The 21,572-nt window shown below is 61.4% G+C and carries 26 protein-coding genes; 11 read left to right on the top strand and 15 right to left on the bottom strand.

The features are described 5' to 3' along the window. Nucleotide 1: 1 nt before the first annotated feature. Genes mlaD through mlaF form a run of 3 tightly spaced genes read right to left on the bottom strand, consistent with a single transcriptional unit; the run spans nucleotide 2 to nucleotide 2,089 of the window. The gene (gene mlaD, locus ACB030_RS12475; RefSeq protein WP_106885624.1) at nucleotides 2-502 is read right to left on the bottom strand and encodes an outer membrane lipid asymmetry maintenance protein MlaD; all 501 of its coding nucleotides are present in this window, start codon (nucleotides 500-502) and stop codon (nucleotides 2-4) included. 7 nt (nucleotides 503-509) lie between these two features. Then, nucleotides 510-1,289 carry a lipid asymmetry maintenance ABC transporter permease subunit MlaE gene (mlaE, locus tag ACB030_RS12470; protein WP_025328536.1) on the bottom strand — a complete coding sequence of 260 codons (780 nt, stop codon included), beginning with the start codon at nucleotides 1,287-1,289 and terminating at the stop codon, nucleotides 510-512. Further along, entirely contained in the window at nucleotides 1,289-2,089 is an 801-nt protein-coding gene (gene mlaF, locus ACB030_RS12465; RefSeq protein WP_139438919.1) for a phospholipid ABC transporter ATP-binding protein MlaF, read from the bottom strand. The genes mlaE and mlaF overlap by 1 nt, the downstream gene beginning before the upstream one ends. A 206-nt stretch (nucleotides 2,090-2,295) precedes the next feature. Between mlaF and ACB030_RS12460 the strand changes: the two genes are divergently transcribed. The 10 genes from ACB030_RS12460 (at nucleotide 2,296) to npr (ending at nucleotide 9,107) form a co-directional block, all read left to right on the top strand. Next, on the top strand, nucleotides 2,296-3,291 hold the full coding sequence (locus ACB030_RS12460; RefSeq protein ID WP_025328534.1) for a KpsF/GutQ family sugar-phosphate isomerase: 996 nt from the start codon (nucleotides 2,296-2,298) through the stop codon (nucleotides 3,289-3,291). After that, on the top strand, nucleotides 3,291-3,845 hold the full coding sequence (kdsC, locus tag ACB030_RS12455; protein ID WP_371160147.1) for a 3-deoxy-manno-octulosonate-8-phosphatase KdsC: 555 nt from the start codon (nucleotides 3,291-3,293) through the stop codon (nucleotides 3,843-3,845). The genes ACB030_RS12460 and kdsC overlap by 1 nt, the downstream gene beginning before the upstream one ends. Then, nucleotides 3,842-4,402 carry an LPS export ABC transporter periplasmic protein LptC gene (gene lptC, locus ACB030_RS12450; RefSeq protein WP_205642597.1) on the top strand — a complete coding sequence of 187 codons (561 nt, stop codon included), beginning with the start codon at nucleotides 3,842-3,844 and terminating at the stop codon, nucleotides 4,400-4,402. Before kdsC ends, lptC begins: the two co-directional genes overlap by 4 nt. Continuing rightward, nucleotides 4,389-4,907, top strand: coding sequence for a lipopolysaccharide transport periplasmic protein LptA (gene lptA / locus ACB030_RS12445; RefSeq protein ID WP_025328531.1), 519 nt, complete (start codon nucleotides 4,389-4,391; stop codon nucleotides 4,905-4,907). Before lptC ends, lptA begins: the two co-directional genes overlap by 14 nt. Nucleotides 4,908-4,919: 12 nt before the next feature. Continuing rightward, the gene (gene lptB / locus ACB030_RS12440; protein WP_010675872.1) at nucleotides 4,920-5,645 is read left to right on the top strand and encodes an LPS export ABC transporter ATP-binding protein; all 726 of its coding nucleotides are present in this window, start codon (nucleotides 4,920-4,922) and stop codon (nucleotides 5,643-5,645) included. 65 nt (nucleotides 5,646-5,710) lie between these two features. Next, nucleotides 5,711-7,150, top strand: a complete 1,440-nt coding sequence (locus tag ACB030_RS12435) for an RNA polymerase factor sigma-54 (RefSeq protein ID WP_371160144.1) — start codon at nucleotides 5,711-5,713, stop codon at nucleotides 7,148-7,150. A 20-nt stretch (nucleotides 7,151-7,170) separates the two neighbouring features. Further along, nucleotides 7,171-7,458 (top strand): ribosome hibernation promoting factor, encoded by a 288-nt coding sequence (gene hpf / locus ACB030_RS12430; protein WP_005305957.1) that lies wholly within the window; start codon nucleotides 7,171-7,173, stop codon nucleotides 7,456-7,458. A gap of 2 nt (nucleotides 7,459-7,460) precedes the next feature. Continuing rightward, on the top strand, nucleotides 7,461-7,907 hold the full coding sequence (gene ptsN, locus ACB030_RS12425) for a PTS IIA-like nitrogen regulatory protein PtsN (RefSeq protein WP_205642595.1): 447 nt from the start codon (nucleotides 7,461-7,463) through the stop codon (nucleotides 7,905-7,907). Nucleotides 7,908-7,947: 40 nt separating this feature from the next. Next, nucleotides 7,948-8,814, top strand: coding sequence for an RNase adapter RapZ (gene rapZ / locus ACB030_RS12420; RefSeq protein ID WP_205642594.1), 867 nt, complete (start codon nucleotides 7,948-7,950; stop codon nucleotides 8,812-8,814). A gap of 20 nt (nucleotides 8,815-8,834) precedes the next feature. Further along, the gene (npr, locus tag ACB030_RS12415) at nucleotides 8,835-9,107 is read left to right on the top strand and encodes a PTS phosphocarrier protein NPr (protein WP_005331359.1); all 273 of its coding nucleotides are present in this window, start codon (nucleotides 8,835-8,837) and stop codon (nucleotides 9,105-9,107) included. Between the two features lie 18 nt (nucleotides 9,108-9,125). Here the strand turns inward: npr and ACB030_RS12410 are convergent, their stop codons facing one another. The 12 genes from ACB030_RS12410 to ACB030_RS12355 all read right to left on the bottom strand — a co-directional run bounded on the left by ACB030_RS12410 (nucleotide 9,126) and on the right by ACB030_RS12355 (nucleotide 20,263). Further along, the gene (locus ACB030_RS12410; RefSeq protein WP_371160141.1) at nucleotides 9,126-11,030 is read right to left on the bottom strand and encodes a transcription antiterminator; all 1,905 of its coding nucleotides are present in this window, start codon (nucleotides 11,028-11,030) and stop codon (nucleotides 9,126-9,128) included. Nucleotides 11,031-11,136: 106 nt separating this feature from the next. After that, complete coding sequence (locus tag ACB030_RS12405; RefSeq protein WP_371160139.1) at nucleotides 11,137-11,877, bottom strand: KDGP aldolase family protein; 741 nt, start codon at nucleotides 11,875-11,877, stop codon at nucleotides 11,137-11,139. A gap of 108 nt (nucleotides 11,878-11,985) precedes the next feature. Further along, nucleotides 11,986-13,101, bottom strand: coding sequence for a DgaE family pyridoxal phosphate-dependent ammonia lyase (locus ACB030_RS12400; protein ID WP_371160137.1), 1,116 nt, complete (start codon nucleotides 13,099-13,101; stop codon nucleotides 11,986-11,988). Continuing rightward, nucleotides 13,085-14,224 carry an amidohydrolase/deacetylase family metallohydrolase gene (locus ACB030_RS12395; protein ID WP_371160135.1) on the bottom strand — a complete coding sequence of 380 codons (1,140 nt, stop codon included), beginning with the start codon at nucleotides 14,222-14,224 and terminating at the stop codon, nucleotides 13,085-13,087. The genes ACB030_RS12400 and ACB030_RS12395 overlap by 17 nt, the downstream gene beginning before the upstream one ends. A 201-nt stretch (nucleotides 14,225-14,425) precedes the next feature. Further along, nucleotides 14,426-15,076, bottom strand: coding sequence for a DUF4310 family protein (locus ACB030_RS12390; protein ID WP_025328524.1), 651 nt, complete (start codon nucleotides 15,074-15,076; stop codon nucleotides 14,426-14,428). Nucleotides 15,077-15,087: 11 nt separating this feature from the next. Next, nucleotides 15,088-15,864 (bottom strand): DUF4311 domain-containing protein, encoded by a 777-nt coding sequence (locus ACB030_RS12385; RefSeq protein WP_139438898.1) that lies wholly within the window; start codon nucleotides 15,862-15,864, stop codon nucleotides 15,088-15,090. A 25-nt stretch (nucleotides 15,865-15,889) separates the two neighbouring features. Continuing rightward, on the bottom strand, nucleotides 15,890-16,186 hold the full coding sequence (locus ACB030_RS12380) for a DUF4312 family protein (RefSeq protein ID WP_139438896.1): 297 nt from the start codon (nucleotides 16,184-16,186) through the stop codon (nucleotides 15,890-15,892). Continuing rightward, nucleotides 16,186-16,551, bottom strand: a complete 366-nt coding sequence (locus ACB030_RS12375) for an SFCGS family glycine-rich protein (RefSeq protein WP_139438894.1) — start codon at nucleotides 16,549-16,551, stop codon at nucleotides 16,186-16,188. The genes ACB030_RS12380 and ACB030_RS12375 overlap by 1 nt, the downstream gene beginning before the upstream one ends. Beyond that, on the bottom strand, nucleotides 16,552-16,914 hold the full coding sequence (locus ACB030_RS12370; RefSeq protein ID WP_371160132.1) for a transcriptional regulator: 363 nt from the start codon (nucleotides 16,912-16,914) through the stop codon (nucleotides 16,552-16,554). Nucleotides 16,915-17,231: 317 nt separating this feature from the next. Further along, nucleotides 17,232-18,353, bottom strand: coding sequence for an outer membrane-stress sensor serine endopeptidase DegS (gene degS, locus ACB030_RS12365; protein WP_371160130.1), 1,122 nt, complete (start codon nucleotides 18,351-18,353; stop codon nucleotides 17,232-17,234). An 89-nt stretch (nucleotides 18,354-18,442) separates the two neighbouring features. Beyond that, nucleotides 18,443-19,801, bottom strand: a complete 1,359-nt coding sequence (locus ACB030_RS12360; protein WP_205642593.1) for a Do family serine endopeptidase — start codon at nucleotides 19,799-19,801, stop codon at nucleotides 18,443-18,445. Between the two features lie 81 nt (nucleotides 19,802-19,882). Continuing rightward, the gene (locus tag ACB030_RS12355; RefSeq protein ID WP_139438885.1) at nucleotides 19,883-20,263 is read right to left on the bottom strand and encodes a YhcB family protein; all 381 of its coding nucleotides are present in this window, start codon (nucleotides 20,261-20,263) and stop codon (nucleotides 19,883-19,885) included. Between the two features lie 139 nt (nucleotides 20,264-20,402). Here ACB030_RS12355 and zapE point away from each other — a divergent pair, with 139 nt between their 5' ends. Continuing rightward, nucleotides 20,403-21,497 carry a cell division protein ZapE gene (zapE, locus tag ACB030_RS12350; protein ID WP_371160127.1) on the top strand — a complete coding sequence of 365 codons (1,095 nt, stop codon included), beginning with the start codon at nucleotides 20,403-20,405 and terminating at the stop codon, nucleotides 21,495-21,497. The last annotated feature ends 75 nt before the right edge of the window (nucleotides 21,498-21,572 follow it).

Raw genomic sequence — 21,572 nt, 5'->3', positions numbered from 1 at the left:
GTTACTCCTTGGTTGCTGGCGTATCGGTGGCCGGGGAAGACTGGCTGTACAGGAACTTGCCAATCAGGTCTTCCAGCACGATGGCGGACTTGGTGTCTTCGATCATGTCGCCATCCTTGAGCATGCTGGTGCCCATCTCTTCATCGGTGAAGCCCGGTGCCAGGCCGACATACTGCTCGCCCAGCAGACCAGAGGTCAGGATGGAGAGGGTGCTGGTTTCGGAGAACTCGCCGGCACTCTTTTGCATCTGCAGGGAGACGATGGGCACCTGGCTCTTGGCATCCAGGGTGATGTCGCTGACTCGACCGACGACGACGCCGCCGACCTTGACCGGCGAGCGTACTTTCAGGCCGCCGATATTATCGAAATGGGCGCGCAGGGTATAGGTTTCTCCTTCCGGTTTGAAACTCAATCCCGCCACTTGCAGTGCCAACGCCAGAATGGCTGCGATGCCAGCCAGCATGAAGGCACCGACCAGGAATTCTACTTTGCTGAACTTCATCTTTCCCTTATCCAAACATGACTGCGGTGAGTATAAAATCCAGACCGAGCACGGCCAGGGATGAGTGGACCACGGTACGGGTCGTCGCCTGACTGATCCCGGCCGAGGTCGGCTTGGCATCATAGCCATTGAAGAGCGCGATCCAGGTCACCACCAAGGCGAATATCACACTCTTGATGGCCCCTTGCATGATGTCGTCCTGCCAGTCGACGGAGGCCTGCATGGCAGACCAGAAGCTGCCCTCATCCACCCCCAGCCAGTCGACCCCGACCAGTTTGCCGCCGAAGATGCCGATCAGGCTGAACATGAAGGCCAGCAGCGGCATGCTGATGACGCCAGCCCAGAAACGGGGGGCTACTACCCGGCGCAGCGGGTCCACCGCCATCATCTCCAGGCTGGAGAGCTGTTCGGTGGCCTTCATCAGGCCGATCTCGGCGGTGAGGGCCGAACCCGCACGGCCGGCAAACAGCAGGGCGGTGACCACAGGGCCCAGCTCCCGCAGCAGGGAGAGGGAGACCAGGGGCCCCAGACTCTGCTCGGCGCCGAAGTCCTTCAGTACGTTGTAACCCTGCAAGGAGAGCACCATGCCGATGAAGAGACCCGACACCAGTATGATGGCGACCGATTGTACTCCCACCACATAGAGCTGCTGTACCAGCAGGGGGAAGTGCTTGCGGGGCTCGGGTTTGCCCGCCAGCGCGTGAAACAGCATGATGGTGGCGCGGCCGACGGCGCTGATGAAGCGCACCCCGCTCCGCCCCAGCTTGCTTATCTGACTTATGAACATCACAGATCCTGTAGCAGGTCGCCTGCCGGAAAATGAAACGGAACAGGACCATCGGGCAATCCCTTGAGGAACTGCTCTACCTCGGGATTGTGCTCCTCGCGCAGTTGCTCCGGCGTGCCCTGCGCCACCACCCTGCGGTTGGCGATGATGTAGGCGTAGTCGGCGATGCTCAGCACCTCCTTCACATCGTGGGTGACGATGACGGAGGTGATGCCGAGGGCATCGTTGAGTTCCTTGATGAGCTTGACCAGCACCGCCATGGTGATGGGATCCTGGCCGACGAAGGGCTCGTCATACATGATGAGATCCGGATCCAGCGCGATGGATCTGGCCAGGGCTGCACGACGGGCCATGCCACCGGAGAGCTCGGAGGGCATCAGGCGGGCGGCACCACGCAATCCCACCGCCTGCAGCTTCATCATGACGATGGTGTGGATCAGCTCTTCCGGCAGACCCGAGTGCTCCCGCAGCGGGAAGGCCACGTTGTCGAACACCGTCATGCCGGTGAACAGGGCGCCGCTCTGAAACAGCATGCTCATCCGCTTGCGCACCTCATACAGACGGCCGCGGGAGAGGGTGGGGATATCTTCCCCGTCAAACAGAATATGACCGGACTCAGGCTTGAGCTGGCCACCGATCAGGCGCAGCAAGGTGGTCTTGCCGATGCCGCTGGGGCCCATGACGGCGGTGACCTTGCCACGGGGAATGGTCAGGTTGATCCTGTCGTACAGCAACCTATCTCCGTGACTGAAGGTCAGGTCGGAGATGGTGATCAGGTCATCGTTCAAACAATTGTCCATCCGGTATAAATGAAGAGCGAATTTTATGGGCTAGTCTAGGTCTAAGCAACAGCAAGGAACAACTATTGAGCGGCTTTGCCCCCCAAATACGCGACAGTTTTATGTAACAACTTGCATCAGCGGCAGAGCGCCCCGCATCCGATTCGCTTATCTCGGCAGACTTTTTTATAATCCCGCAGCAAATTTCGGCCCGGAGCTGTGCCTTTATGTCTGTAAAGCCTGAAAAAGTGTCTGAATTGTTCGATTTCCGTCGCAGTGCCCGTGCGGTGCTGGACATAGAAAAACAAGCCATCGATGGACTCTACCAGTACCTCGACGAGACCTTCGAGCGCGCCTGCGAGATGGTGCTGCGCTGCGCCGGCAAGATAGTGGTCACCGGCATGGGCAAGTCGGGTCATGTCGGCAACAAGATTGCCGCAACCCTGGCCAGCACCGGGACTCCTGCCTTCTTCCTCCACCCTGGCGAAGCCAGCCACGGGGATCTGGGGATGATCTCCGCCGGGGACCTCATCATCGCCATCTCCAACTCCGGCGAGAGTGACGAGATCCTGGCCCTGCTGCCGGTGCTCAAGCGCCGCGGCATTCCGCTTATCTGCATGACCGGCAATCCGGCTTCCACCATGGCCAAGGAGGCCAACGTGCACCTGTGCATCAAGGTGGAGAAAGAGGCCTGCCCGCTGGGTCTGGCCCCGACCTCCAGCACCACGGCGACCCTGGTGATGGGGGACGCCCTGGCCGTGGCCCTGCTGGAAGCTCGCGGTTTTACCGCCGATGACTTCGCGCTCTCGCACCCGGGCGGATCGCTGGGCAAACGGCTGCTGCTGCGGGTCGGCGATCTGATGCACAGCGGCGAGCTGTTGCCCCGGGTGGGGATAGATGCCACCATCAGCCAGGCGCTGCTGGAAGTGAGCCGCAAGGGCCTCGGCATGACGGCTGTGGTGGATGAGCAGGGGCTGCTGGCCGGTCTGTTCACCGACGGTGACTTGCGCCGGATCCTGGATCTGCAGGTGGATATTCACCACACCCCGATCAGCCGCGTAATGACGGCCAACTGTGTTACCGTAGGGCCTGAGATGATGGCGGCCGAGGCCGTCAAACTGATGGAAACCAGAAAGATTAACGGATTGCTGGTGGTGGATGAAGAGCGGCGGCCACTTGGCGCCTTCAACATGCACGACCTGCTGAGAGCCGGGGTGATTTGATGCAAGACGTACCGACCCTCTATGGTCCGGTGACGCGCAGCCAGTACGAGAAGGCGGCGCAGATCCGCCTGCTGGTGTGCGATGTGGATGGGGTGCTCTCAAATGGCTTCATCTATATGGGCAATAACGGCGAAGAGCTGAAGACTTTCTGTACCCGTGACGGTGCTGGCATGCGTGCCCTGCTCAACGCCGGCATCGAGATTGCCATCATCACAGGGCGCAACTCCCGTATCGTCAGCGATCGGATGAGGGGCCTGGGGGTGCAGCACCTGGTGCAGGGGGCGGATCAGAAGCTGCCCCACTTCGAGGCGCTGCTGACCAAGCTGGGCCTGACGCCGGAACAGGCCGCCTACATGGGGGACGACACCATAGATCTGCCGGTGATGCAGGCCTGCAGCCTCGGCATAGCGGTGGCGGATGCCCATCCGCTGGTGCTGGCTCGTGCCGATCTGGTGACCCGTCTGGGGGGCGGAGTGGGTGCGGTGCGCGAGGTGTGCGATCTCATCCTGCAGGCGCAGGGCCTGGGCGATTACCAACCCGAGGCCTCGGTATGAACAAGCAGACGTTTCTGTTCGGCCTGCTGTTTCTGGCGGCGCTGGCCGCCTGGCAGTTTGGCGAGATCGAGCTGGCGCCAGAACCTGCTGCCAAGGTAGAGAACTATCAACCGGACTTTACCGCCAAGAACCTGGTCACCACCCGCTTCAATGAGCAGGGCAAGCGGACAGAGCGGTTGGAGTCCGAATATGCGGAGTATTACCAGATCCTCGAGCAGGCCACCTTCAACAAGCCGGTGGTCTACATGTTCGATGAGCAGGGGGAGGCCGAATGGAAAGTCACGGCCGAAACCGGGGTGCTCAACACAGATGACAACGTGATCCTGCGTGACAAGGTACATCTGGACGGCCTGCTGCCGGCGTCTTTCATCTCCACGCTGGATACCCCCTATCTGGAGCTGGATCTGGTGACCCAGGACATGAGAAGCAACCAGCACATCAGCATAGTGGGTCAGGAATTCCAGACCGAGGGCGTTGGCCTGAAGGGCCATCTGGAACGTAAATATTTCGAATTACTGGATAAAGGCCATGCCACTTATTTCAATGAAAAACGTTAATCTGGCCCTCGCGGCCTTGCTGCTGTGCAGTACAGTGAGCGCCAAAGAGTCCGACTTTGCCGAGAAGGTCTATGTGGATGCGGTCAAGCAAGTGGCCGAGATGCAGGACAACCGCATCACCTTCAGCGAAGACGTGATCATCACCCAGGGCACCATCAAGATTAAGGCCGACAAGGTGGTGGTGATCCGCTCCGGCGATAAAGGGGCCGAGGTGATGACCGCCTATGGCAACCCCGCCACCTTCTTCCAGATCCTGGACAACGGCAAGCCGGTCAATGCCCACGGCAACAGCATTCGCTACGAGCTGAAGAACCGCCTGGTCACCATCACGGGCAACGGTCAGCTCAAGCAGGAAGACAGCCAGGTCACCGGCGACCTCATCCGCTACGACATCGTCAAACAGAAGATGATCGCCGAGAGCAAGGGACCCACCCAGCGGGTCAAGACGGTGTTCCTGCCGGATCAGGTAGAAAACTTCGACAAACCCGCCGATCAGAAGAAGTAGGAAACAGAAGCCATGGCAGTGTTAAAAGCAACGGGTTTGCAGAAGAGCTACAAGCGCCGCATGGTGGTCAGCGACGTGAGCCTGGAAGTGGGCACCGGCCAGATAGTGGGGCTGCTCGGCCCGAATGGTGCCGGCAAGACCACCTCCTTCTACATGATCGTGGGCCTGGTGCAGCGGGATGCGGGCCTCATCACCATAGATGAGCAGGACATCAGCCTGCAGCCCATGCATATCCGCGCCCGCAATGGCATCGGCTACCTGCCTCAGGAGGCCTCCATCTTCCGCCGCCTGTCGGTGTTCGACAACCTGATGGGGGTCATGCAGACCCGCAAGGGGTTGAGCCGTGAGGAGCGTGAGGATAAGGTCGAGCAGTTGTTGGAAGAGTTCAACATCACCCATATTCGCGACAGCCTGGGTCAGAGTCTGTCCGGCGGGGAGCGACGCCGGGTCGAGATTGCCCGGGCGCTGGCGGCAGAGCCGCGATTCATCCTGTTGGATGAACCCTTTGCAGGTGTTGATCCTATTTCGGTCATAGACATCAAGAAGATCATCCAGCATCTGAAGGAAAGAGGGCTGGGTGTGCTGATCACGGATCACAACGTCAGAGAGACGCTGGATGTGTGCGAGAAGGCCTACATCGTCAGCCACGGCAAGATGATTGCGGAAGGTGCGCCAGCCGATATCCTCGCCGATGAGCAGGTCAAGCGCGTCTATTTGGGCGATCAATTCAGTCTATAGTAAGGGGGCACCCCTCATTTTTGTTAGGTGACTGCCTCGCTGAACATAAGGATATCCCGACGTAGATGAAGCCGACATTACAGTTGCGTCTCGGTCAGTCACTGACCATGACGCCACAATTACAACAAGCGATTCGTCTGCTCCAGCTCTCCACTCTGGAACTCCAGCAGGAAATTCAGCAAGCGCTCGATAATAACCCCTTGCTGGAGCAGGAGGAGAATGAGGCGCAGGAAACCAGCCCGATAGAGCCCCAGGACGCCAGTCAACTCGACTCCAGCGACGCCATGGCCCAGGACAAGATGCCGGATGAACTGCCGGTGGACACCACTTGGGAGGATGTCTACTCCGCCGGCACGGCTCAGAGCGCCGGCCCCATCCATGACGGGGAAGACAGCGTCTATCAGGGGGAAACCACCGAGAACCTGCAGGACTACCTGTTGTGGCAGATGCGACTGACGCCGTTCAGCGATCTGGATGCCGCTATCGCCCTCGCCATCATCGATGCCATCGATGATTCCGGCTACCTGACCGCTTCCCTCGAAGACATTCAGGCTGCAGTCAGCAGTGAAGAGGTAGAAGTTGAACTGGATGAAGTGGAAGCCGTGCTCAAGCGGGTGCAGCATTTCGATCCGGTCGGCATAGCCGCGCGCTCGGTGCAGGAGTGTCTGCTGATCCAGCTCGGCCAGTACTCGCCGGATCTGCCCTGGCTCAATGAGGCAAGGGAGGTGATCCGCGAGCACATGGACCTGCTCGGCAACCGCGACTACCGCACCCTGGCGCGCAAGACCCGGCTCAAGGAGAGCGACCTCAAGGAGGTGCTGGATCTCATCCAGCAGCTGGAACCGAGACCCGGCAACAGCATCATCCAGAGTGAATCGCAATACGTGATCCCGGACGTCTCAGTGGTCAAAAAGGGGGCTAAGTGGGTGGTTGAGCTCAACCCGGATTCGGCGCCGCGCATCCGTGTCAACGAGGCCTATGCGGCCATGGCACGCAATGCCCGCAGCAGCACCGATACCCAGTTCATCCGCTCCCATTTGCAGGAAGCCAAGTGGTTCATCAAGAGCCTGGAGAGTCGAAACGACACCCTGCTCAAGGTGGCCAGCTGCATCGTCGAGCAGCAGCAGGGCTTTTTCGAATACGGGGAAGAGGCCATGAAGCCCATGGTACTCAACGACATCGCCGAGGCGGTGGAGATGCACGAGTCGACGATTTCACGGGTGACGACCCAGAAGTACATGCATACGCCCCGTGGCATCTTTGAACTGAAGTTTTTTTTCTCCAGTCATGTCAACACGGAGGGAGGAGGAGAGTGCTCATCGACCGCAATTCGTGCCCTGATCAAGAAGCTGGTGACGGCCGAAAACCCGGCCAAGCCGCTTAGTGATAGCAAGATCGCGGATTTGCTGGCCGAACAGGGTATTATGGTGGCGAGACGCACGATCGCAAAGTACCGTGAATCCTTGTTGATCCCGCCATCCAATCAGCGCAAACGCCTGGTTTAGGCAAACAAAAGGAAGACGTTATGCAAATTAACCTGACCGGACACCATGTCGAGATTACCGAAGCTCTGCGTGATTATGTGAATAACAAATTTGCCAAACTCGAGCGTCACTTTGACCATATCAACAACGTACATGTGGTGTTGAGCGTCGAAAAACTGAACCAGATCGCCGAAGCCAAGCTGCACGTCAGCGGGGGAGAGGTGTTCGCCAATTCGCAGCATGCCGATATGTATGCGGCGATTGATACCCTGCTGGATAAACTGGATCGGCAGATCATCAAGCACAAAGATAAGTTAAATCAAAAATAACTATGCAACTTGAACACATACTGAGTCGGGACTGCACCAAGAGTGCGGTCCCTTGTACCAGCAAGAAACGCGCCCTCGAGATCATCAGTGAGCTGGCCGCAGAGCGCCTCGGCGCCTCCCGCCAGGTGCTGTTTGAAAGCCTGCTGGCGCGGGAAAAGATGGGCAGTACCGGGATCGGTGCCGGTATCGCCATTCCCCATGGCCGGATCGACGACGCCTTTGCGCCGACCGCCGTGCTGATGACCTTCTCCGAACCAATCCCTTTCGATTCTATCGACAATCAACCGGTTGACCTGCTCTTTGCATTGCTGGTGCCGGAAAGCGAGTGCAAGCAGCATCTCAAGACCCTTTCCCTGATGGCATCCAAGCTGGGTGACAAGGCCGTCTGCCGCCAGTTGCGCCAGGCGACCAGCGACGAAGAACTCTATCGGATCATGACCTCGGCCTGATGCCGGGTCTGACACCGCCGCGTTGGCGTGAGGGGACAAGATGCAGTTAATAGTGGTAAGCGGTCGTTCGGGCTCCGGCAAGACGGTGGCCCTGAGGGTGCTGGAGGATCTGGGTTACTACTGCGTGGATAACCTGCCGGTCAACCTGCTGCCCCAGCTGATCGTCTCGGTGGAGAGCCAGTATGACAAGCTGGCGGTCAGCATAGATGTGCGCAACCTGCCGACCCAGCCAGACAAGCTGGACAACCTGCTGACCCAGGTGCGCAACGAGGGGCGGGTGGAGTTCTCCAGCTTCTTCTTCGATGCAGACAACGGGACCCTGCTCAAGCGCTATGGCGAGAGCCGCCGGCTGCACCCCCTGTCTCGCAAACAGCTGTCGCTGGATGAGGCGATCCGGGAAGAGACCCACCTGCTGGCGCCCCTCTCATCGACCGCCGATCTGCGCATCGATACCACCAACCTCAGCATTCACGACCTGAGCGAGCTCATCAAGACCCGGGTGCTCGGCAAGAAAGAGAACGAGCTGGTGCTGGTGTTCGAGTCGTTCGGCTTCAAATACGGCATCCCCAAGGATGCGGACTTCGTGTTCGATGCCCGTTTCCTGCCCAACCCCCACTGGATCCCCGAGCTCAAGCCGTTTACCGGTCAGGATGAGCCCGTGGCCAACTACCTCTCGGCCCAGGTGGACGTGATGCTGTTCATCCAGCAGATAGAGAACATGCTGGTGACCTGGTTGCCCCACCTGGAGCGCAACAATCGCAGCTATGTGACCGTCGGCATAGGGTGTACCGGCGGACAGCATCGTTCGGTGTTCATCGCCGAGCGGCTGGCCAGCACCTTCCGACTGCTTGGCAAGAACGTGCAGATCCGTCACCGCACGCTGGACAAGCGCTCCACCCAAGCCTGACAGACCCACAGGATGTTGAGATGACAGTTTCCGCCTCGGTAGAAGTCAAAAACAAGCTGGGAATCCATGCCAGACCGGCCATGATGCTGTTCGAGCTGGTGCAGGGGTTCGATGCCCATGTGCTGCTGCGCAACGAGGACGGCATCGAGGCCGATGCGGACAGCGTGATCGGCCTGCTGATGCTGGACTCCGCCCAGGGCAAGCAGGTGGAGGTGCAGGTGGAGGGCCCCGAAGAGGTGGAGGCCCTGGCCGCTGTGGTGGCGCTGTTCACCTCGGGTTTCAACGAGGAGTGAGCCGCGCCCCCCTTGCCGTCATGATCCGGCGCGCGCCAGCGCCTTGAAGTCGCAAAAATCCCGACAAGCCAGCAGAGCCCTGCTGGCTTTTTCGTTCATCAGCGCCAGAAACAGATCGTAGAGCCCCATCGCCTCCTCGTAGTCCGCCTTGCTGATGGCGAGCACGAAGATGAGGGTGGCGGTCTCGCCATTGCCCCAGTCGATCCCCTGAGGGGCCAGTACGGTATAGACCAGGGTGCGGCGGGCCAGCAGGCCGAGGGAGTGGGGCAGGGCTATACCCTCTCCCAGCAGGGTGGAGACGATGCGCTCCCGCTCGTGCAACGACCCCCTGAAGCCCGGCTCCACCAGCTGCTCGGACTCCAGCTGGTCACAGATGCGGCCAAACAGCTGCGCCTGGCTGAGCGGCTCTGTGACCACCATGAAGTGGTCCGCATCGAAGTACTTGTCCAGCAGGTAGGGGCGGGTGCGATCGATCAGCACCAGCTTGCCGAGCTGCTCCAGCTGGTACTGGGTCGGGAAGGGGGCGACCTGTACCACGGGGGTGTTCTTCTCGCTCACCTTGACGGTGCTGATGACAAAGTCCTGCTCGATGTGCGCCAGTCCCTCGTAATCCCGTACCGATTCCAGGCTGGTCAGCTGCAGCTGGGGGTACTCCCGCCGGATGCGTGCCTCCAGTACCCGGAAGGTGGCGTTGCCCGCATCGCACAGGAGCATGGCCTGGGGGCGACGGCTGTAGCCGATGTCATAGTGGCGCTCAAGGCCGACCCCGATATGGATCACCAGATAGCCGATCTCGTGATGGGTCAGCCGGTAGGGGGTCTGCCTTATCCACTCCGAGATGGCGGCCAGGGTGATGTCGTAGGCGAGGGGATAGTACTGCTTGATGTGGTCCGCCAGCGGGTTGTGGCTGCCTATCTGGTATTTGACCCGCAGCAGCATGGCGCTGATGTGGGTCTGCAAGTCGGCCCGCAACTGCGGGTCGGCGCGCAGATCATAGGGGTAGTGCTGGTGGATGTAGGTCAGCAGGTGCTCCACCAGCTGCTCGCTTTCGGCGGCCATGGCCGGGCTGAGCTGGGGAGTATCGGCAGTGAGGCGGGCCTGGATCTGGATGGCGAGGCAGGCGATCTCCTCCTCCCCAGGCGGAGTCAGGGTCGGCAGCTCGCCATAGATGTCGCGGGCCACCGCTGCCAGGGTCTGGGTGATGTCGTCGCTGGCAAACTCGCGCAGCTCGTGGCCCGCCGCCTGACGCAGCAGGGCGACGGCGCAATAGATGGCGAGCTGTTGCAGGCTCTCGTCGGCGAGGCGCAACTGATGGCGGCCGAGCTGATCGTGAATGTGGTTGCCCACGACCTCCAGGGTCTTGCTTGGGCAGAGGGTGGGCAACAGGCTCTGCAGCGGGTGGTTGTGCAGCAGCTCCTGGCACAGCAGTTGGGTCAGGCAGGCGCGGATCGCCGTCTCGCTCCCCTGGATGCGCATGCCCAGCCGTGGCTTGCTCTCTATGGTGAGCCCGAAGTGGGCGAGCCGCTCCCTCACCTGTGCCATGTCTCCCTGCAGGGCCGCCCGGCTCAGATACCAGGTATCCGCCAGCTCATCGAGCTTGATCCCCTGCTCCGCCGTGAGCAGCAGGATCTGCAGATGCAGCACCCGCTCGCGACTGGTGCGCGGCAGGCTGCTCTCCTGCTCCTGTGCCGCCAGCAGCGCATCAAACAGCCCCTGATTGTAAATCTTGAGCTGATAGCCGGTGCCGCGCTGGTGGATCAGGTGGGCGCCCTGGGTGGCGATCAGCTCGTTGAGGGTCGCCACGTCGGTGCGCACTGTGCGGGTGGAGACATTGAGGCGACGGGCCAGCTCCTCCTGGGGCAGCGGCTCGGCATGGAGCTGGGTCAGCAGTTGATGGAGCCTGGGGTGGGGCAGCTTGATCATGGGGTAAGGCAAGACTCCTGTTGCGAAATAAAGGGTCGATGTTAACAAGCGTGTCACCAACAAGCCAGGCACCGGCCAGTGATCGGACCGGTGCCTGCGGGTGTCGTTATGCCAGCAGCGCTTTCACCGTGGCGAGCAGGGTACGCACATCCTCGGGGCGGGTCTGGCCGCTCTCGCTGTCGATGATGGAGCTGTAGACGTGGGGGATCACCTTCTCGACCCCGGCCTCCAGCGCGATGCGCACTATCTCCTCGAAGTTGTCGAGATCGATGCCGCCGGTGGGCTCCAGCCAGAAGCCGTGCCGGGCACAGGCCTCGGCCACCGCCTGATACTCGTCGCGGCAGGCCAGGCCTCCCATGGGGAAGAACTTGACCGAGCTGCCGCCCATGTCCTTGAGCAGGGCGATGGCGGTGTCGATGGGCACAATCCCGTCCGGCTGCTGGCTACTCAGGGGGCCGGTGGAGATCTTCACCATCCCCGGCGTGCCGGTGGGGGAGACAAGGCCATTGACGATGGTCTCAGACTGACCCATCAGTGCCCGGCTGGGGCCCACTCCGGTGAACACCTGGTTGACGTGCTGGGGCTGCAGCTGGCGAGCCAGCTCGGCCACCATGGCGGACTGGCGGGGATCGCCGGCCCCCAGCCCGATGGAGAGGGCGTTGTCGATAAGCCTGGCGTACTCACCCATGTCGGCGACGGCGGAGGGCACATCCGGATAGTTTTTCGAGAGCACGCCGACCAGCACGTGGCCCTCGGCGGCTTCATGAATGTCGACGGCATTCTGTCTGGAACCTGCCAGTACGTTGAGGCAGACGCGATCACGGTAGTAGTTGGGAACAAGGGACATCAGTGATCCTCCTGAATTAGATATGGTCTTGGACGACGGCATGCTGTTTGGAACCCGCTAATACGTTGAGGCAGACGCGATCACGGTAGTAGTTGGGAGCAAGGGACATCAGCGGTTCTCCTGAACGAGGTGGGCAATGGCGGCATGGATCTGGTCGAGCTGGGCCGGGCTGACGCTGCGCACGTCGATCTCGATGTGCCCCTCGTTGGCCTTGTAGCCGCGGCAGTAGATGGCCGGATTACCCTGCTGCAGACGGGCCACCAGTTGCACCGTGGTCATGCCGATCTGAGCGTGGTCGAAGGCGATGTCGGTGCGGGCTATGTCGCGCCCGGCGCTGTCCCACACCACTCGGGCGGTGACGCCGGGCAGCAGGTTGAGGCGCTCGATGAAGGACGCCATCTTGGCAGCCATGGCGGCGCCGCTCTCCTGCTCTTTCTCCAGGTAGCGCTCTATGGCGTGGGTCAGGCCGAGGATCCCCTCCTTGCCCACCTTCATGGCGCGGCCGATGCCATTGGCCTGCTGCTTGACCCACTCCACATACTGACGCTTGCCGAGCACCAGCCCGCTGGTGGGCCCTTCGATGGCCTTGGCACCGCTGTAGATGACGAGATCCGCACCCTGGTTGTAATAGAGGCGCAGATCCTCTTCCGCCGCCGCATCGACGATGAGCGGGAGCCCGTGGGCCCTGGCCACCTCGGCCGCCTCGGCCACCGACAGAATGCTCTTCTGCACGCAGTGGTGGGACTTGATGTAGAGGATGGCGGCGGTATCGGGGTTGATGGCGGCGGCCAGCTGGGCGGGGGAGCACTCGTTGGCATAGCCTGCTTCCACCACCTTGCCGCCCCCCAGATTGACCATGGTGCCGACCGGTGCGCCGAAGTTCACGTTGTGACCCTTGGGCAGCACTATCTCGCTTGGCACGGCATGGGCATGGGCATGCAACTGCTCCAGCCGGTAGGGATCGCCGCGCACTATGACGGCGGCCACCGACTGGGCGATGCCGGCACTGGCGCAGGAGACCACCACGGCGTCTTCCACGCCGAGCAGATTGGCCAGGTAGGCACCTGTCTTGTTGACCAGATCCTTGACCTCGAAGTAGTGGCCCAGGCCGAAGTTGACCGCGTCGACCACCTCCTGCTCAGGGGTGGAGACGCCGAGGATGGTCATGCGCCCGGAGGCGTTGATCACGGGTTTGAGCCGATATTTCTCATACACGGAAGGCATGGTGGGATTGTCCATATTGAGTGAGAACCAGGTCACCGCCGACCAGGGCGGCGAGGGGGTGCAGTTGCCGGTCGCCGCTGCGGGCACCGGCTTCGGTATCGGTAAAGAGAGTGGGGCCGCAGCTCACCTCGAACAGGGTCAGATCGGCATCGGTGCCCACCTCGAGCCGGCCCTTGCCGGGCAGGCGCAGGGCATCGGCGGCCTGGTGGGTGACGCAGGTAAGCACCTGCTCCAGGGTCATGCCGATGGCGAGAAACTTCGACATCACGTGGGCCAGGCTGTAGACGGGGCCCTTGATGCGGTTCTTGCAGTAGATATCCGAGCTGATGGTGTGAGGCAGTATCCCTTGCCGGATGGCGGCCTCCGCCACCTCGAAGCTGAAGCTGGCGCCGCCGTGGCCGATGTCGAGCAAGAGCCCCCGCTTCATCGCCTCGCGTACCGCCAGGCGCAGTTCGCCTGCCGGGGTCAGGATACGATTCGGCTTGCCGTTGAAGCAGTGGGTCAGCAGATCGCCATCGCCCAGCAGGGCGACGATCTCGTCCAGATCCGGCGGCGTGTTGCCCACGTGTACCATCAGCGGCAGCCGACCGTGGGCCTGTTGCAGTGCCTTGGCCATGCGCAGGGGCTGCAGGCCGTTCTCGCCCACCACGCTGCCGCTCATCCGGGCCTTGATGCCGACGATGAAGGAGGGATGACGCCGAATGGCCGCCGAGGCGAGATCCATATCGAGGTCCCGGCTGTCGGCCAGCTCGTTCTGGCGCAGCAGGCCGATGCGGGAGATGTTGAGCAGGGCGTGGACCCGGGTCTTGCAGCCAGCGGCGAGGCGCTGGAAGTCGTCCACGTCGTCGGCCCCGGTGCTGCCCGCATCGATGACGGTGGTGACACCGGACTCGACGCCCACCTTGTCCGGCTCATCCTGATAGATGGGGGAGGCGGGGTAGCAGTGGGTGTGGCCGTCGATCCAGCCGGCGCTCACATGAACCTGCCCGGCTAGTGTGAGGGTTCGCTTCGCCTCGATGGTCTCTGGCAGTGCACCCAGCGCCGCTATCCTGCCGTCCTGGATGGCGATGTCGATGAGCTGACCATCTCCCTGGCGTCCCGCTCTGATGATGATGTCGTACATGCTGATATCCCTCTTGGAACCTGCTTGCGCTCTTACTGCGAGGCCGCTTCCAAGGCTCATGTGCTGCTCGCTTATTTGTAACCAAGAGTTCTCACGTATATCTATACGCTCCGGTTCCTGCGCTGCTCTTCACCTTGCTGACAACCTCTCGCGACAGAGCGCAAACAGGTTCTTAAATGCCGCCCGAGAGACGGCCTGTGATTAAGCCAGAGCAACCGGGAAGAAGGTACCGAGCAGCATGGCACCCAGGATGGCGCCGCCTGTGATGGGCTTCTCCCAGATATAGAACAGCAGGGCCCCTGCCAGGGAACCCAGCCCTATGGGGATGGAGGCCCCCATGGCGGAGAGGATGATCAGGGGACCGAGGAAGCGGCCCGAGCTGTTGCCAGCCCCCATCATCACGTCCGCCCCGTAGGTGGAGTTGCTCTGGTTGATGGTGAACTTGCGCGCCAGGATGATCACGTAGCCGATGGCAAGCCCTATGGCCATGCCGGTGACCAGGGAGGCACCGAAGTTCTCCACCGGGTAGACGATGCCGGCACCCAGCAGCAGTGCGGGCACCCCCAGGCCGACGCCGGTCTGGATGGCGCCGCCGATGTCCAGGATCCCCACCAGGGAGCCCTCTATGATGCGGGCAAACAGGAAGCTGGCACCGAAGGCCGCGACAGCGCCGTAGGCACCCGTGTCCATCCCGGCTTTCAGCATGGCGACGAAGGCCACCTCGTTGAAGGCGCCGACCCCGTACAGGTAGAACATGTGGGTCCCGGCAAAGACCCCGGCCGACAGCAGGCCGACGAAGATGGGGAAGGACCAGTCGGCGTACCAGAAGTTGTTTCTCAGTTTCTCATCCATGTGGTGGTCCCTTATTTACTGCCAAGCAGGTGATGGACGTTTTCCAGCCACAGGGGAATGCCCAGGTGGAAGGACTCAATCAGTTTCATATCAAAGCCACGGAAGAAGCCGCTCAGCACGAACAGCAGCACTATGGCGCTCATCATCACGCGAGTGACGTGGTTCCAGCCGCTCTCTTCCACTCCTTTGCCGATCAGGATGCCAAGCACCAGGCCGGGGACGGCGTTGCCCATGATGAGCTGCGCCAGACCGCCGAAGATGGTGGCCCAGAAGCCGGACTTCTTGCCCGCCTCGATGGCGGCCAGCCAGAAGATCACCGGCATGACGGTGTTGACCAGCAGATTTGCCGCTGGCACCAGCACCTTGACCGCAGTGACCTGCAGGGCCTCGGGCACGGCCGCCGCAGTGCTGTTGAGGAAGGCGACCACGATGGCACCTATGATGCCGCCGGCGATGGCCATCTTCTTCGGGTCGTGCAAGGTGGTGGCGAGATCCCGGTTCTTGAACAGCAGCGCGGCCGTGGCCCAGTGCGGGATGATGCGGTGATCCACGTCCTGGGTGAAGGCACCCGCCGCGACCGTGGAGGCCCAGGCGTTGAAGAAGAAGCCAAGACCGAACGAGAAGTGGGAGGCGGGATCCCCTTCGCAGGAGTTGAGCTCACCCAGGGTGCGGAAGGCACCCATGCCCTGTACTGTCGGGGCGTGGAACATCCTCGCCGCACCGGCTCCCACGCCGACGCCCACCAGGCCGCCGATGATGAGTGACTTCATCAAAATGATTAGAAACATCCAACATGTCCTTTTGGTTGTGGGGTTACGCCCTGGTGAAATCCACCTTGTCGACATCCAGGCTGCTGACCTTGACCCTGATCTCCAGCTGGACCCTGAACTCGCGGCGCTGGCGCGGCAGGAAGAAGAACAGGAACTTCTCCACCCGCACCGACTCCTCGGCCTTGATGACCCTGACCTCGAGTGGCTCGATGCGCAGCATCACCCTGGGGTTGTCCTTGAGCAGGCTGGATTGCACCTGACCGAGGGCGGCGGCAAACGCCTGCTGGCGGGTCGCCCCCTTGCCGTTGACCATGACCTGGGTGGTGAAGTCCTCTTTCATCAGGCGCGTCCGTGTTTCTTGGCGAAGGCCTCGACCAGCTTCTGGCCCAGCTCTTCCTTGTCCATGAAGCCGAAGCCCAGTACCACGCACCCTTCGTTGATGGCGGTCACCCCCTCCTCGACGGAGCGCATGCCGTAGCGGCACTTGTAGCCGTACTTGGTCTGGGCCGTGATGGCGCCTGCGCCGCCGCTGCCGCAGAAGGAGATGCCGAGATCCGCCTGCTCCTTGTTCATCACATCACCGAGCTTCATGTCGGCGGCCATGCCGGGGATGACGGTCACGCTGGCGCCGGCGGCTTCTGCCCCGGCTCCTACCTTCTGGCCCTTGCCGAGACGATCTCCAATCACGAGTTTGATGGCTGACATTTAGATTTCTCCTTTGACTGAGCTGAGTTCATTTTCTTTGGCAACTTCGAAATGGACGGACAAGAGGTGGGCCTCTTCATAGGCCAGCCTGTCCAGCCAGCCGACCACCTGTTCGGCGAGGCGCAGGGAGAGGGGGGAGATCTCCTCGAACAGGCCGAGGTCGACCTCGGGCAGGGCTTCACCGCTGTGGGAGCGCCACACCATGGCCTTGACGTGGGAGGCGAGCATCTGTTTTTGCACCTCGTTGGGGATGATGCCCTGATCCGCCAGCAGGCCGTGGATGCGCGCCAGAGTGAGATCTGTCTTGCGCAGCAACGCCGGGCTGTTCGGGGTCAGGGCGGTGTCATGAGTGTCGGTAGTCAAGGTCTGCTCTCCAAGGCTGGCAGAAAGGATGGGATTACCTTAAGGCGGGGAAGAGGGCAGGAGGAGGCACTGTTTTTCCGATTCGAAATGGAAATCCCGGGCAAGAAGCCCCGAAAGAGGCCGAATTTGTGGCAGCAAGGGGGAAAGGGAGGGGATTACCCCCGGCGCTGTGTGAGCGGGACCACAGTTTCACCCCACAGCCGGCCGGTCGGGCGCTGGTGGAAACTGTGAGTCATCTCACGTCAGAGAAGGGGGGCATGAGAGGGAGGCACGAAAAAGGGGCCCTGCTGATGGCCCCTCTATTGGCTCCCTTGCCGTCAGCTGGCGGGGACTGCGCTGCTGGTGGGCAGATTCTGGTAGCGCACGTCTTCCTCTATGATGACGTCGACATCCAGGGGCTTGCCATTGCGGATCACCGAGATGCGCAGCTTGGTGCCGGGGCGGCTCTCGACGATCTTGTCCATCACGGGGCGCACGCCGCTGATGGCCTCGCCGTTGATCTTGAGCAGCACATCCCCGCGCCTGAGGCCGGCCTTGGTGGCGGGCCCATCGGGATCCAGGCTCTCCACCACCAGACCCTGCAGATCCCCGAGATTCATCATGCGCGCGACGATTGGGTTGATCTCGACGCTGGAGATGCCGAGGTAGCCGCGAATGACACGGCCATTGGCGATCAGCTCGTCCATGATCCGCTTGGCGAGCTTGTAGGGGATGGCGAAGCTGATGCCGTAGCTCTCCTGATTGCCGTTGAGGTGGTAGGCGGCGGTGTTGATGCCCACCAGGTCGCCACGGCCATTGACCAGGGCGCCACCCGAGTTGCCCTCGTTGATGGCGGCATCTGTCTGCAGCAGATCCTGCCGGCCGTTGCTGTCCGGTCCCATGCTGGAGAGACCGATGCGGCCGGTGGCACTGATGATGCCCTGGGTGATGGTCTGGCCGACGTTGTAGGGGTTGCCGATGGCGAGCACCACGTCGCCTACGTCGGGCAGGCGCTCGGGATCCTGCGGGATCACCGGCAGGTTGTCCGACTCTATGTAGAGCACGGCGAGATCGGTCAGCTTGTCGGTGCCGACCAGCTCGGCGCTGAATACCCGGCCATCCTGCAGCGCGACTATGATCTGGTCCGCATCGGCGATGACGTGGTAGTTGGTCAGCACATGGCCGCGCTGGTTCATGATGACCCCTGAGCCCAGCCCCTGTGGCCTCAGCTCCACCTTCTCGCCGCGATTGCCGGCGAAACTGCGGGTATAGATGTTGACGACGGCAGGGCCGGCACGGTGGGCAGCATAGGAGAAACTCAGCTCGCGGGCATTGGTGATGAGACCCTGCAGGGGGGCGCCGCCCCGAAAACTGGGGAACAGCAGCAACAGGAGCGCAGCCACGGTGAGGCCAAAGCCGACAGACTTGCCCAAGTAACTGATCAAAGGTGGGATTTTCATGTCATTCTCGTCCGTACATGCTGCGCGCAGAGAATAACATTATCGGTGGATAAAAATCACCCGCGGCGGTTGCCGCGGGTGTGAGGGACTTAACGGATCACCAAATAGAGCGAGGAGTCGCCGCGCTGTATGTTCAGCGCCAGCACTTCCGGCTTGTTTTTCAAGGCCTTGGTCAGCTCATCCATGGAGTTGATGCGCAGACGGTTGACCCCGATGATGATGTCGCCCTTCTGCAGGCCGGCGCCGGCGGCAGGGGAGCGCGGATCTATCTCGGCCACAGCCACGCCAGTCACCGGATCCGTGGTGGTGCTGAGCTTGGCCCCTTCCAGTGCCGGGTGCAGGGCGCTGGCGAGGATCTCGCTGTCATCGGCCTTCTTCAGGGTGACCTTGACGGTCTGCTCCTTGCCATCACGGATGAGGCCGAGTGCAACCTGCTTGTCGGCGCCCATGGTGGCGATCTTGGCACGCAGTTCACCGAACGAGCGGATGGGCTTGCCATCTATGCTGATGATGATGTCGCCGGCCTTGATGCCCGCCTTGGCGGCGGCGGAGTCAGGCATGACCTGGTTGACGAAGGCACCATCCTTCTTGTTGTAGCCGAAGGACTTGGCGATATCCGTGGTCAGCTCTGTACCGGTGATCCCCAACTGGCCACGGCGCACTTCACCGTATTTCACGATCTGCTCGGACAGATCGCGCACCATGTTGGAGGGGATGGCGAAGCCGATGCCGATGTTGCCGCCGTTCGGGCCCAGGATGGCGGTGTTGATGCCGATCAGTTCCCCACGCAGGTTGAGCAGGGCACCACCCGAGTTGCCCGAGTTGATGGCCGCATCGGTCTGGATGAAGTTCTCCAGATTCTCGATGTTGAGGCCGCTGCGACCCAGGGCGCTGACGATACCCGAGGTGACGGTCTGACCCAGGCCGAAGGGGTTGCCGATGGCCAGGGCATAGTCACCGACCCGCAGCTCGTCAGAGTCGGCGAACTTGATCTGCACCAGGTCCTCCGCCTTGATTTGCAGCAGGGCGATGTCGGACTGCTTGTCTTCACCTATCTTCTTGGCCGCGTATTCGCGACCGTCTTTCAGGTTGACCTTGATCTCGTCCGCCTCGTGAACCACGTGGGCGTTGGTGATCACGTAGCCCTTCTTGGCATCTATGATGACGCCGGAACCGAGCGCCTGGAATGGCTGCTCGCTCACCTGCTCATCGGGCATGTTGGGGCCGAAGAAAAAGCGGAATTGTTCCGGCAGGCGCTGGCGGGTGATCTTCTTGCCAGAGACGGAGATATTGACCACGGCAGGGGTCACCTGCTCGAGCACGGGGGCCAGGCTCGGCATCTCCTGGCTGTTGCCCATCAGGGGCAGGGCGGCTTGTGCCGGCGCGGCTGACAGGGCGATACCGACACTGAGGGCTAACACACTGAATACAGAAAGAGATTTACGCATATGAGAAACAGCTCCCAGAAAAAGTTGCAATGCAATCGTCAAGGTCTGACCACGATAAGGCGTAATTAGTTCCACCAGAGGCTAACCAGGCTGCTTGAGCAGGCCGGACGCACCGGCGTAGTCACGGGGCGGCTGGCCCGGCTCCTCGTTGGCGGAGTCAGCGTTTGCTTCTTCCACCTGAGGTTCGCGGAACAAGGGCTCCTGTGCCTTGGCGAGGAACTTGCTCTGCTCGGCCATGTGGCGATAGAGGGTCTGGTATTGATCGGCCAACTGCTCCATCAGGGCGGCGCTGTCGGCGAAGTGAGTGGTGATCTGGCCCTGGTAGCTTTCCAGCTCCTTGTGAGCCTTTTTCAACTCCTGTTCCAGGCGCCCGGCATCCCGGCTGCGGACAGTGAAACGGCCGATCAACACGCCGATGATCAGGGCGGCTACCGCCAGCAGGATCCCGTTTAACAGAGTCATAGAAGCTCCTTGTTACAGCTAAATCGATGAGTTTGAGGCGGCCGGATTGACCGCGATGCCTCGTTGGCACTATACCGTGCACCCCGAGAGCGTGATACCATTTTGTCCCTCATTCAGGGACTTGGAGGCGGTTTACAGGATGACCCCGCAGCAAAAATACCAGCAGGATTTGCAGCGTCCCGGCTTTTTGGCCGACCCGGCCCAGGCGATGGCCGTGACACGCCTGGAGCGACTCTATCAGGATTTGTGCGCCAGCCCGACTCCGACCAGATCCCGTGGCCTGCTGGGCTGGCTGCAAAAGCCGAAAGCCCGCGAGCCCATCCTGGGTCTCTATATGTGGGGCGGAGTGGGCAGAGGCAAGACCTGGCTGATGGATACTTTTTTCGACAGCCTGCCGGGGGAGCGCAAACTGCGTGTCCACTTCCACCGCTTCATGCATCGGGTGCACGATGAACTCAAGGGGCTGACCGGTCAGGCCGATCCGCTCAAGCTGATCGCCAGCAAGCTCGCCAGCGAGACAGACATCATCTGCTTTGACGAGTTTTTCGTCTCCGACATCACGGATGCCATGCTGCTGGGCACCCTGTTCCAGGAGCTGTTCGGTCATGGGGTGGTGCTGGTGGCAACCTCCAACATCCCGCCAAAGGATCTCTATCGCAATGGGCTGCAGCGAGCCCGCTTCCTGCCCGCCATCGAATTGATCGAGCGCCACTGCGAGGTGCTCAATGTGGATGGTGGCGTCGATTACCGGCTGCGCACCCTGGAGCAGGCGGAAATCTACCACTTCCCGCTGGATCAGCAGGCCAAGTCCAACCTGGACCGCTATTTCGGGCAACTGACCGGGCTGGGGCAGATCACGGCCGCGCCCCTGGAGATCAACCATCGCCAGCTGAGTGCGCTGGGCGTGGGAGAAGGGGTACTTTATATGGAGTTCGAGCAGCTCTGCTGCACCCCGCGATCCCAGGGGGACTACATAGAGCTGGCCCGGGAGTTTCACACCGTCCTGCTGGCCAACGTGCAGCCCATGGGCACAGGCACGGACGATGCGGCGCGCCGTTTCATCGCCATGGTGGACGAGTTCTATGAGCGGCACGTCAAACTCATTCTGTCGGCGGCGGTGCCCATGACCGCGCTCTACGGAGATGGCCTGCTGAATTTCGAATTCAAGCGTTGTCTTTCACGGCTCCAGGAAATGCAATCGCACGAATACCTTGCCAGAGTGCACCTTCCTTAGTCACAATACCGCGCCTGCCAGTCGGATGGGCATCTGCGGCAGGTAGGGCCGGGCGACATTTGCTAGCTTCATGGC

The organism is Aeromonas sp. S16(2024) (genome assembly GCF_041403065.1).
Lineage (GTDB): Bacteria > Pseudomonadota > Gammaproteobacteria > Enterobacterales > Aeromonadaceae > Aeromonas.
The sequence above is the reverse complement of the archived record's forward strand: the minus strand, read 5'-3'. Positions and strand labels throughout refer to the sequence as shown.

Excerpts from the sequence above, each read along its gene's own strand:
- zapE (WP_371160127.1), top strand. The coding sequence starts at position 20,403 with ATGACCCCGCAGCAAAAATACCAGCAGGATTTGCAGCGTCCCGGCTTT.
- ACB030_RS12400 (WP_371160137.1), bottom strand. The coding sequence starts at position 13,101 with ATGCCTTCCGTGTATGAGAAATATCGGCTCAAACCCGTGATCAACGCC.
- ACB030_RS12375 (WP_139438894.1), bottom strand. The coding sequence starts at position 16,551 with ATGTCAGCCATCAAACTCGTGATTGGAGATCGTCTCGGCAAGGGCCAG.
- npr (WP_005331359.1), top strand. The coding sequence starts at position 8,835 with ATGACAGTTTCCGCCTCGGTAGAAGTCAAAAACAAGCTGGGAATCCAT.
- ACB030_RS12355 (WP_139438885.1), bottom strand. The coding sequence starts at position 20,263 with ATGACTCTGTTAAACGGGATCCTGCTGGCGGTAGCCGCCCTGATCATC.
- ACB030_RS12380 (WP_139438896.1), bottom strand. The coding sequence starts at position 16,186 with ATGAAAGAGGACTTCACCACCCAGGTCATGGTCAACGGCAAGGGGGCG.
- ptsN (WP_205642595.1), top strand. The coding sequence starts at position 7,461 with ATGCAACTTGAACACATACTGAGTCGGGACTGCACCAAGAGTGCGGTC.
- mlaE (WP_025328536.1), bottom strand. The coding sequence starts at position 1,289 with ATGTTCATAAGTCAGATAAGCAAGCTGGGGCGGAGCGGGGTGCGCTTC.
- mlaF (WP_139438919.1), bottom strand. The coding sequence starts at position 2,089 with ATGGACAATTGTTTGAACGATGACCTGATCACCATCTCCGACCTGACC.
- ACB030_RS12395 (WP_371160135.1), bottom strand. The coding sequence starts at position 14,224 with ATGTACGACATCATCATCAGAGCGGGACGCCAGGGAGATGGTCAGCTC.
- ACB030_RS12405 (WP_371160139.1), bottom strand. The coding sequence starts at position 11,877 with ATGTCCCTTGTTCCCAACTACTACCGTGATCGCGTCTGCCTCAACGTA.
- ACB030_RS12360 (WP_205642593.1), bottom strand. The coding sequence starts at position 19,801 with ATGCGTAAATCTCTTTCTGTATTCAGTGTGTTAGCCCTCAGTGTCGGT.
- ACB030_RS12460 (WP_025328534.1), top strand. The coding sequence starts at position 2,296 with ATGTCTGTAAAGCCTGAAAAAGTGTCTGAATTGTTCGATTTCCGTCGC.
- kdsC (WP_371160147.1), top strand. The coding sequence starts at position 3,291 with ATGCAAGACGTACCGACCCTCTATGGTCCGGTGACGCGCAGCCAGTAC.
- lptC (WP_205642597.1), top strand. The coding sequence starts at position 3,842 with ATGAACAAGCAGACGTTTCTGTTCGGCCTGCTGTTTCTGGCGGCGCTG.
- ACB030_RS12435 (WP_371160144.1), top strand. The coding sequence starts at position 5,711 with ATGAAGCCGACATTACAGTTGCGTCTCGGTCAGTCACTGACCATGACG.
- ACB030_RS12410 (WP_371160141.1), bottom strand. The coding sequence starts at position 11,030 with ATGATCAAGCTGCCCCACCCCAGGCTCCATCAACTGCTGACCCAGCTC.
- rapZ (WP_205642594.1), top strand. The coding sequence starts at position 7,948 with ATGCAGTTAATAGTGGTAAGCGGTCGTTCGGGCTCCGGCAAGACGGTG.
- lptA (WP_025328531.1), top strand. The coding sequence starts at position 4,389 with ATGAAAAACGTTAATCTGGCCCTCGCGGCCTTGCTGCTGTGCAGTACA.
- lptB (WP_010675872.1), top strand. The coding sequence starts at position 4,920 with ATGGCAGTGTTAAAAGCAACGGGTTTGCAGAAGAGCTACAAGCGCCGC.
- ACB030_RS12385 (WP_139438898.1), bottom strand. The coding sequence starts at position 15,864 with ATGTTTCTAATCATTTTGATGAAGTCACTCATCATCGGCGGCCTGGTG.
- ACB030_RS12390 (WP_025328524.1), bottom strand. The coding sequence starts at position 15,076 with ATGGATGAGAAACTGAGAAACAACTTCTGGTACGCCGACTGGTCCTTC.
- hpf (WP_005305957.1), top strand. The coding sequence starts at position 7,171 with ATGCAAATTAACCTGACCGGACACCATGTCGAGATTACCGAAGCTCTG.
- mlaD (WP_106885624.1), bottom strand. The coding sequence starts at position 502 with ATGAAGTTCAGCAAAGTAGAATTCCTGGTCGGTGCCTTCATGCTGGCT.
- degS (WP_371160130.1), bottom strand. The coding sequence starts at position 18,353 with ATGAAAATCCCACCTTTGATCAGTTACTTGGGCAAGTCTGTCGGCTTT.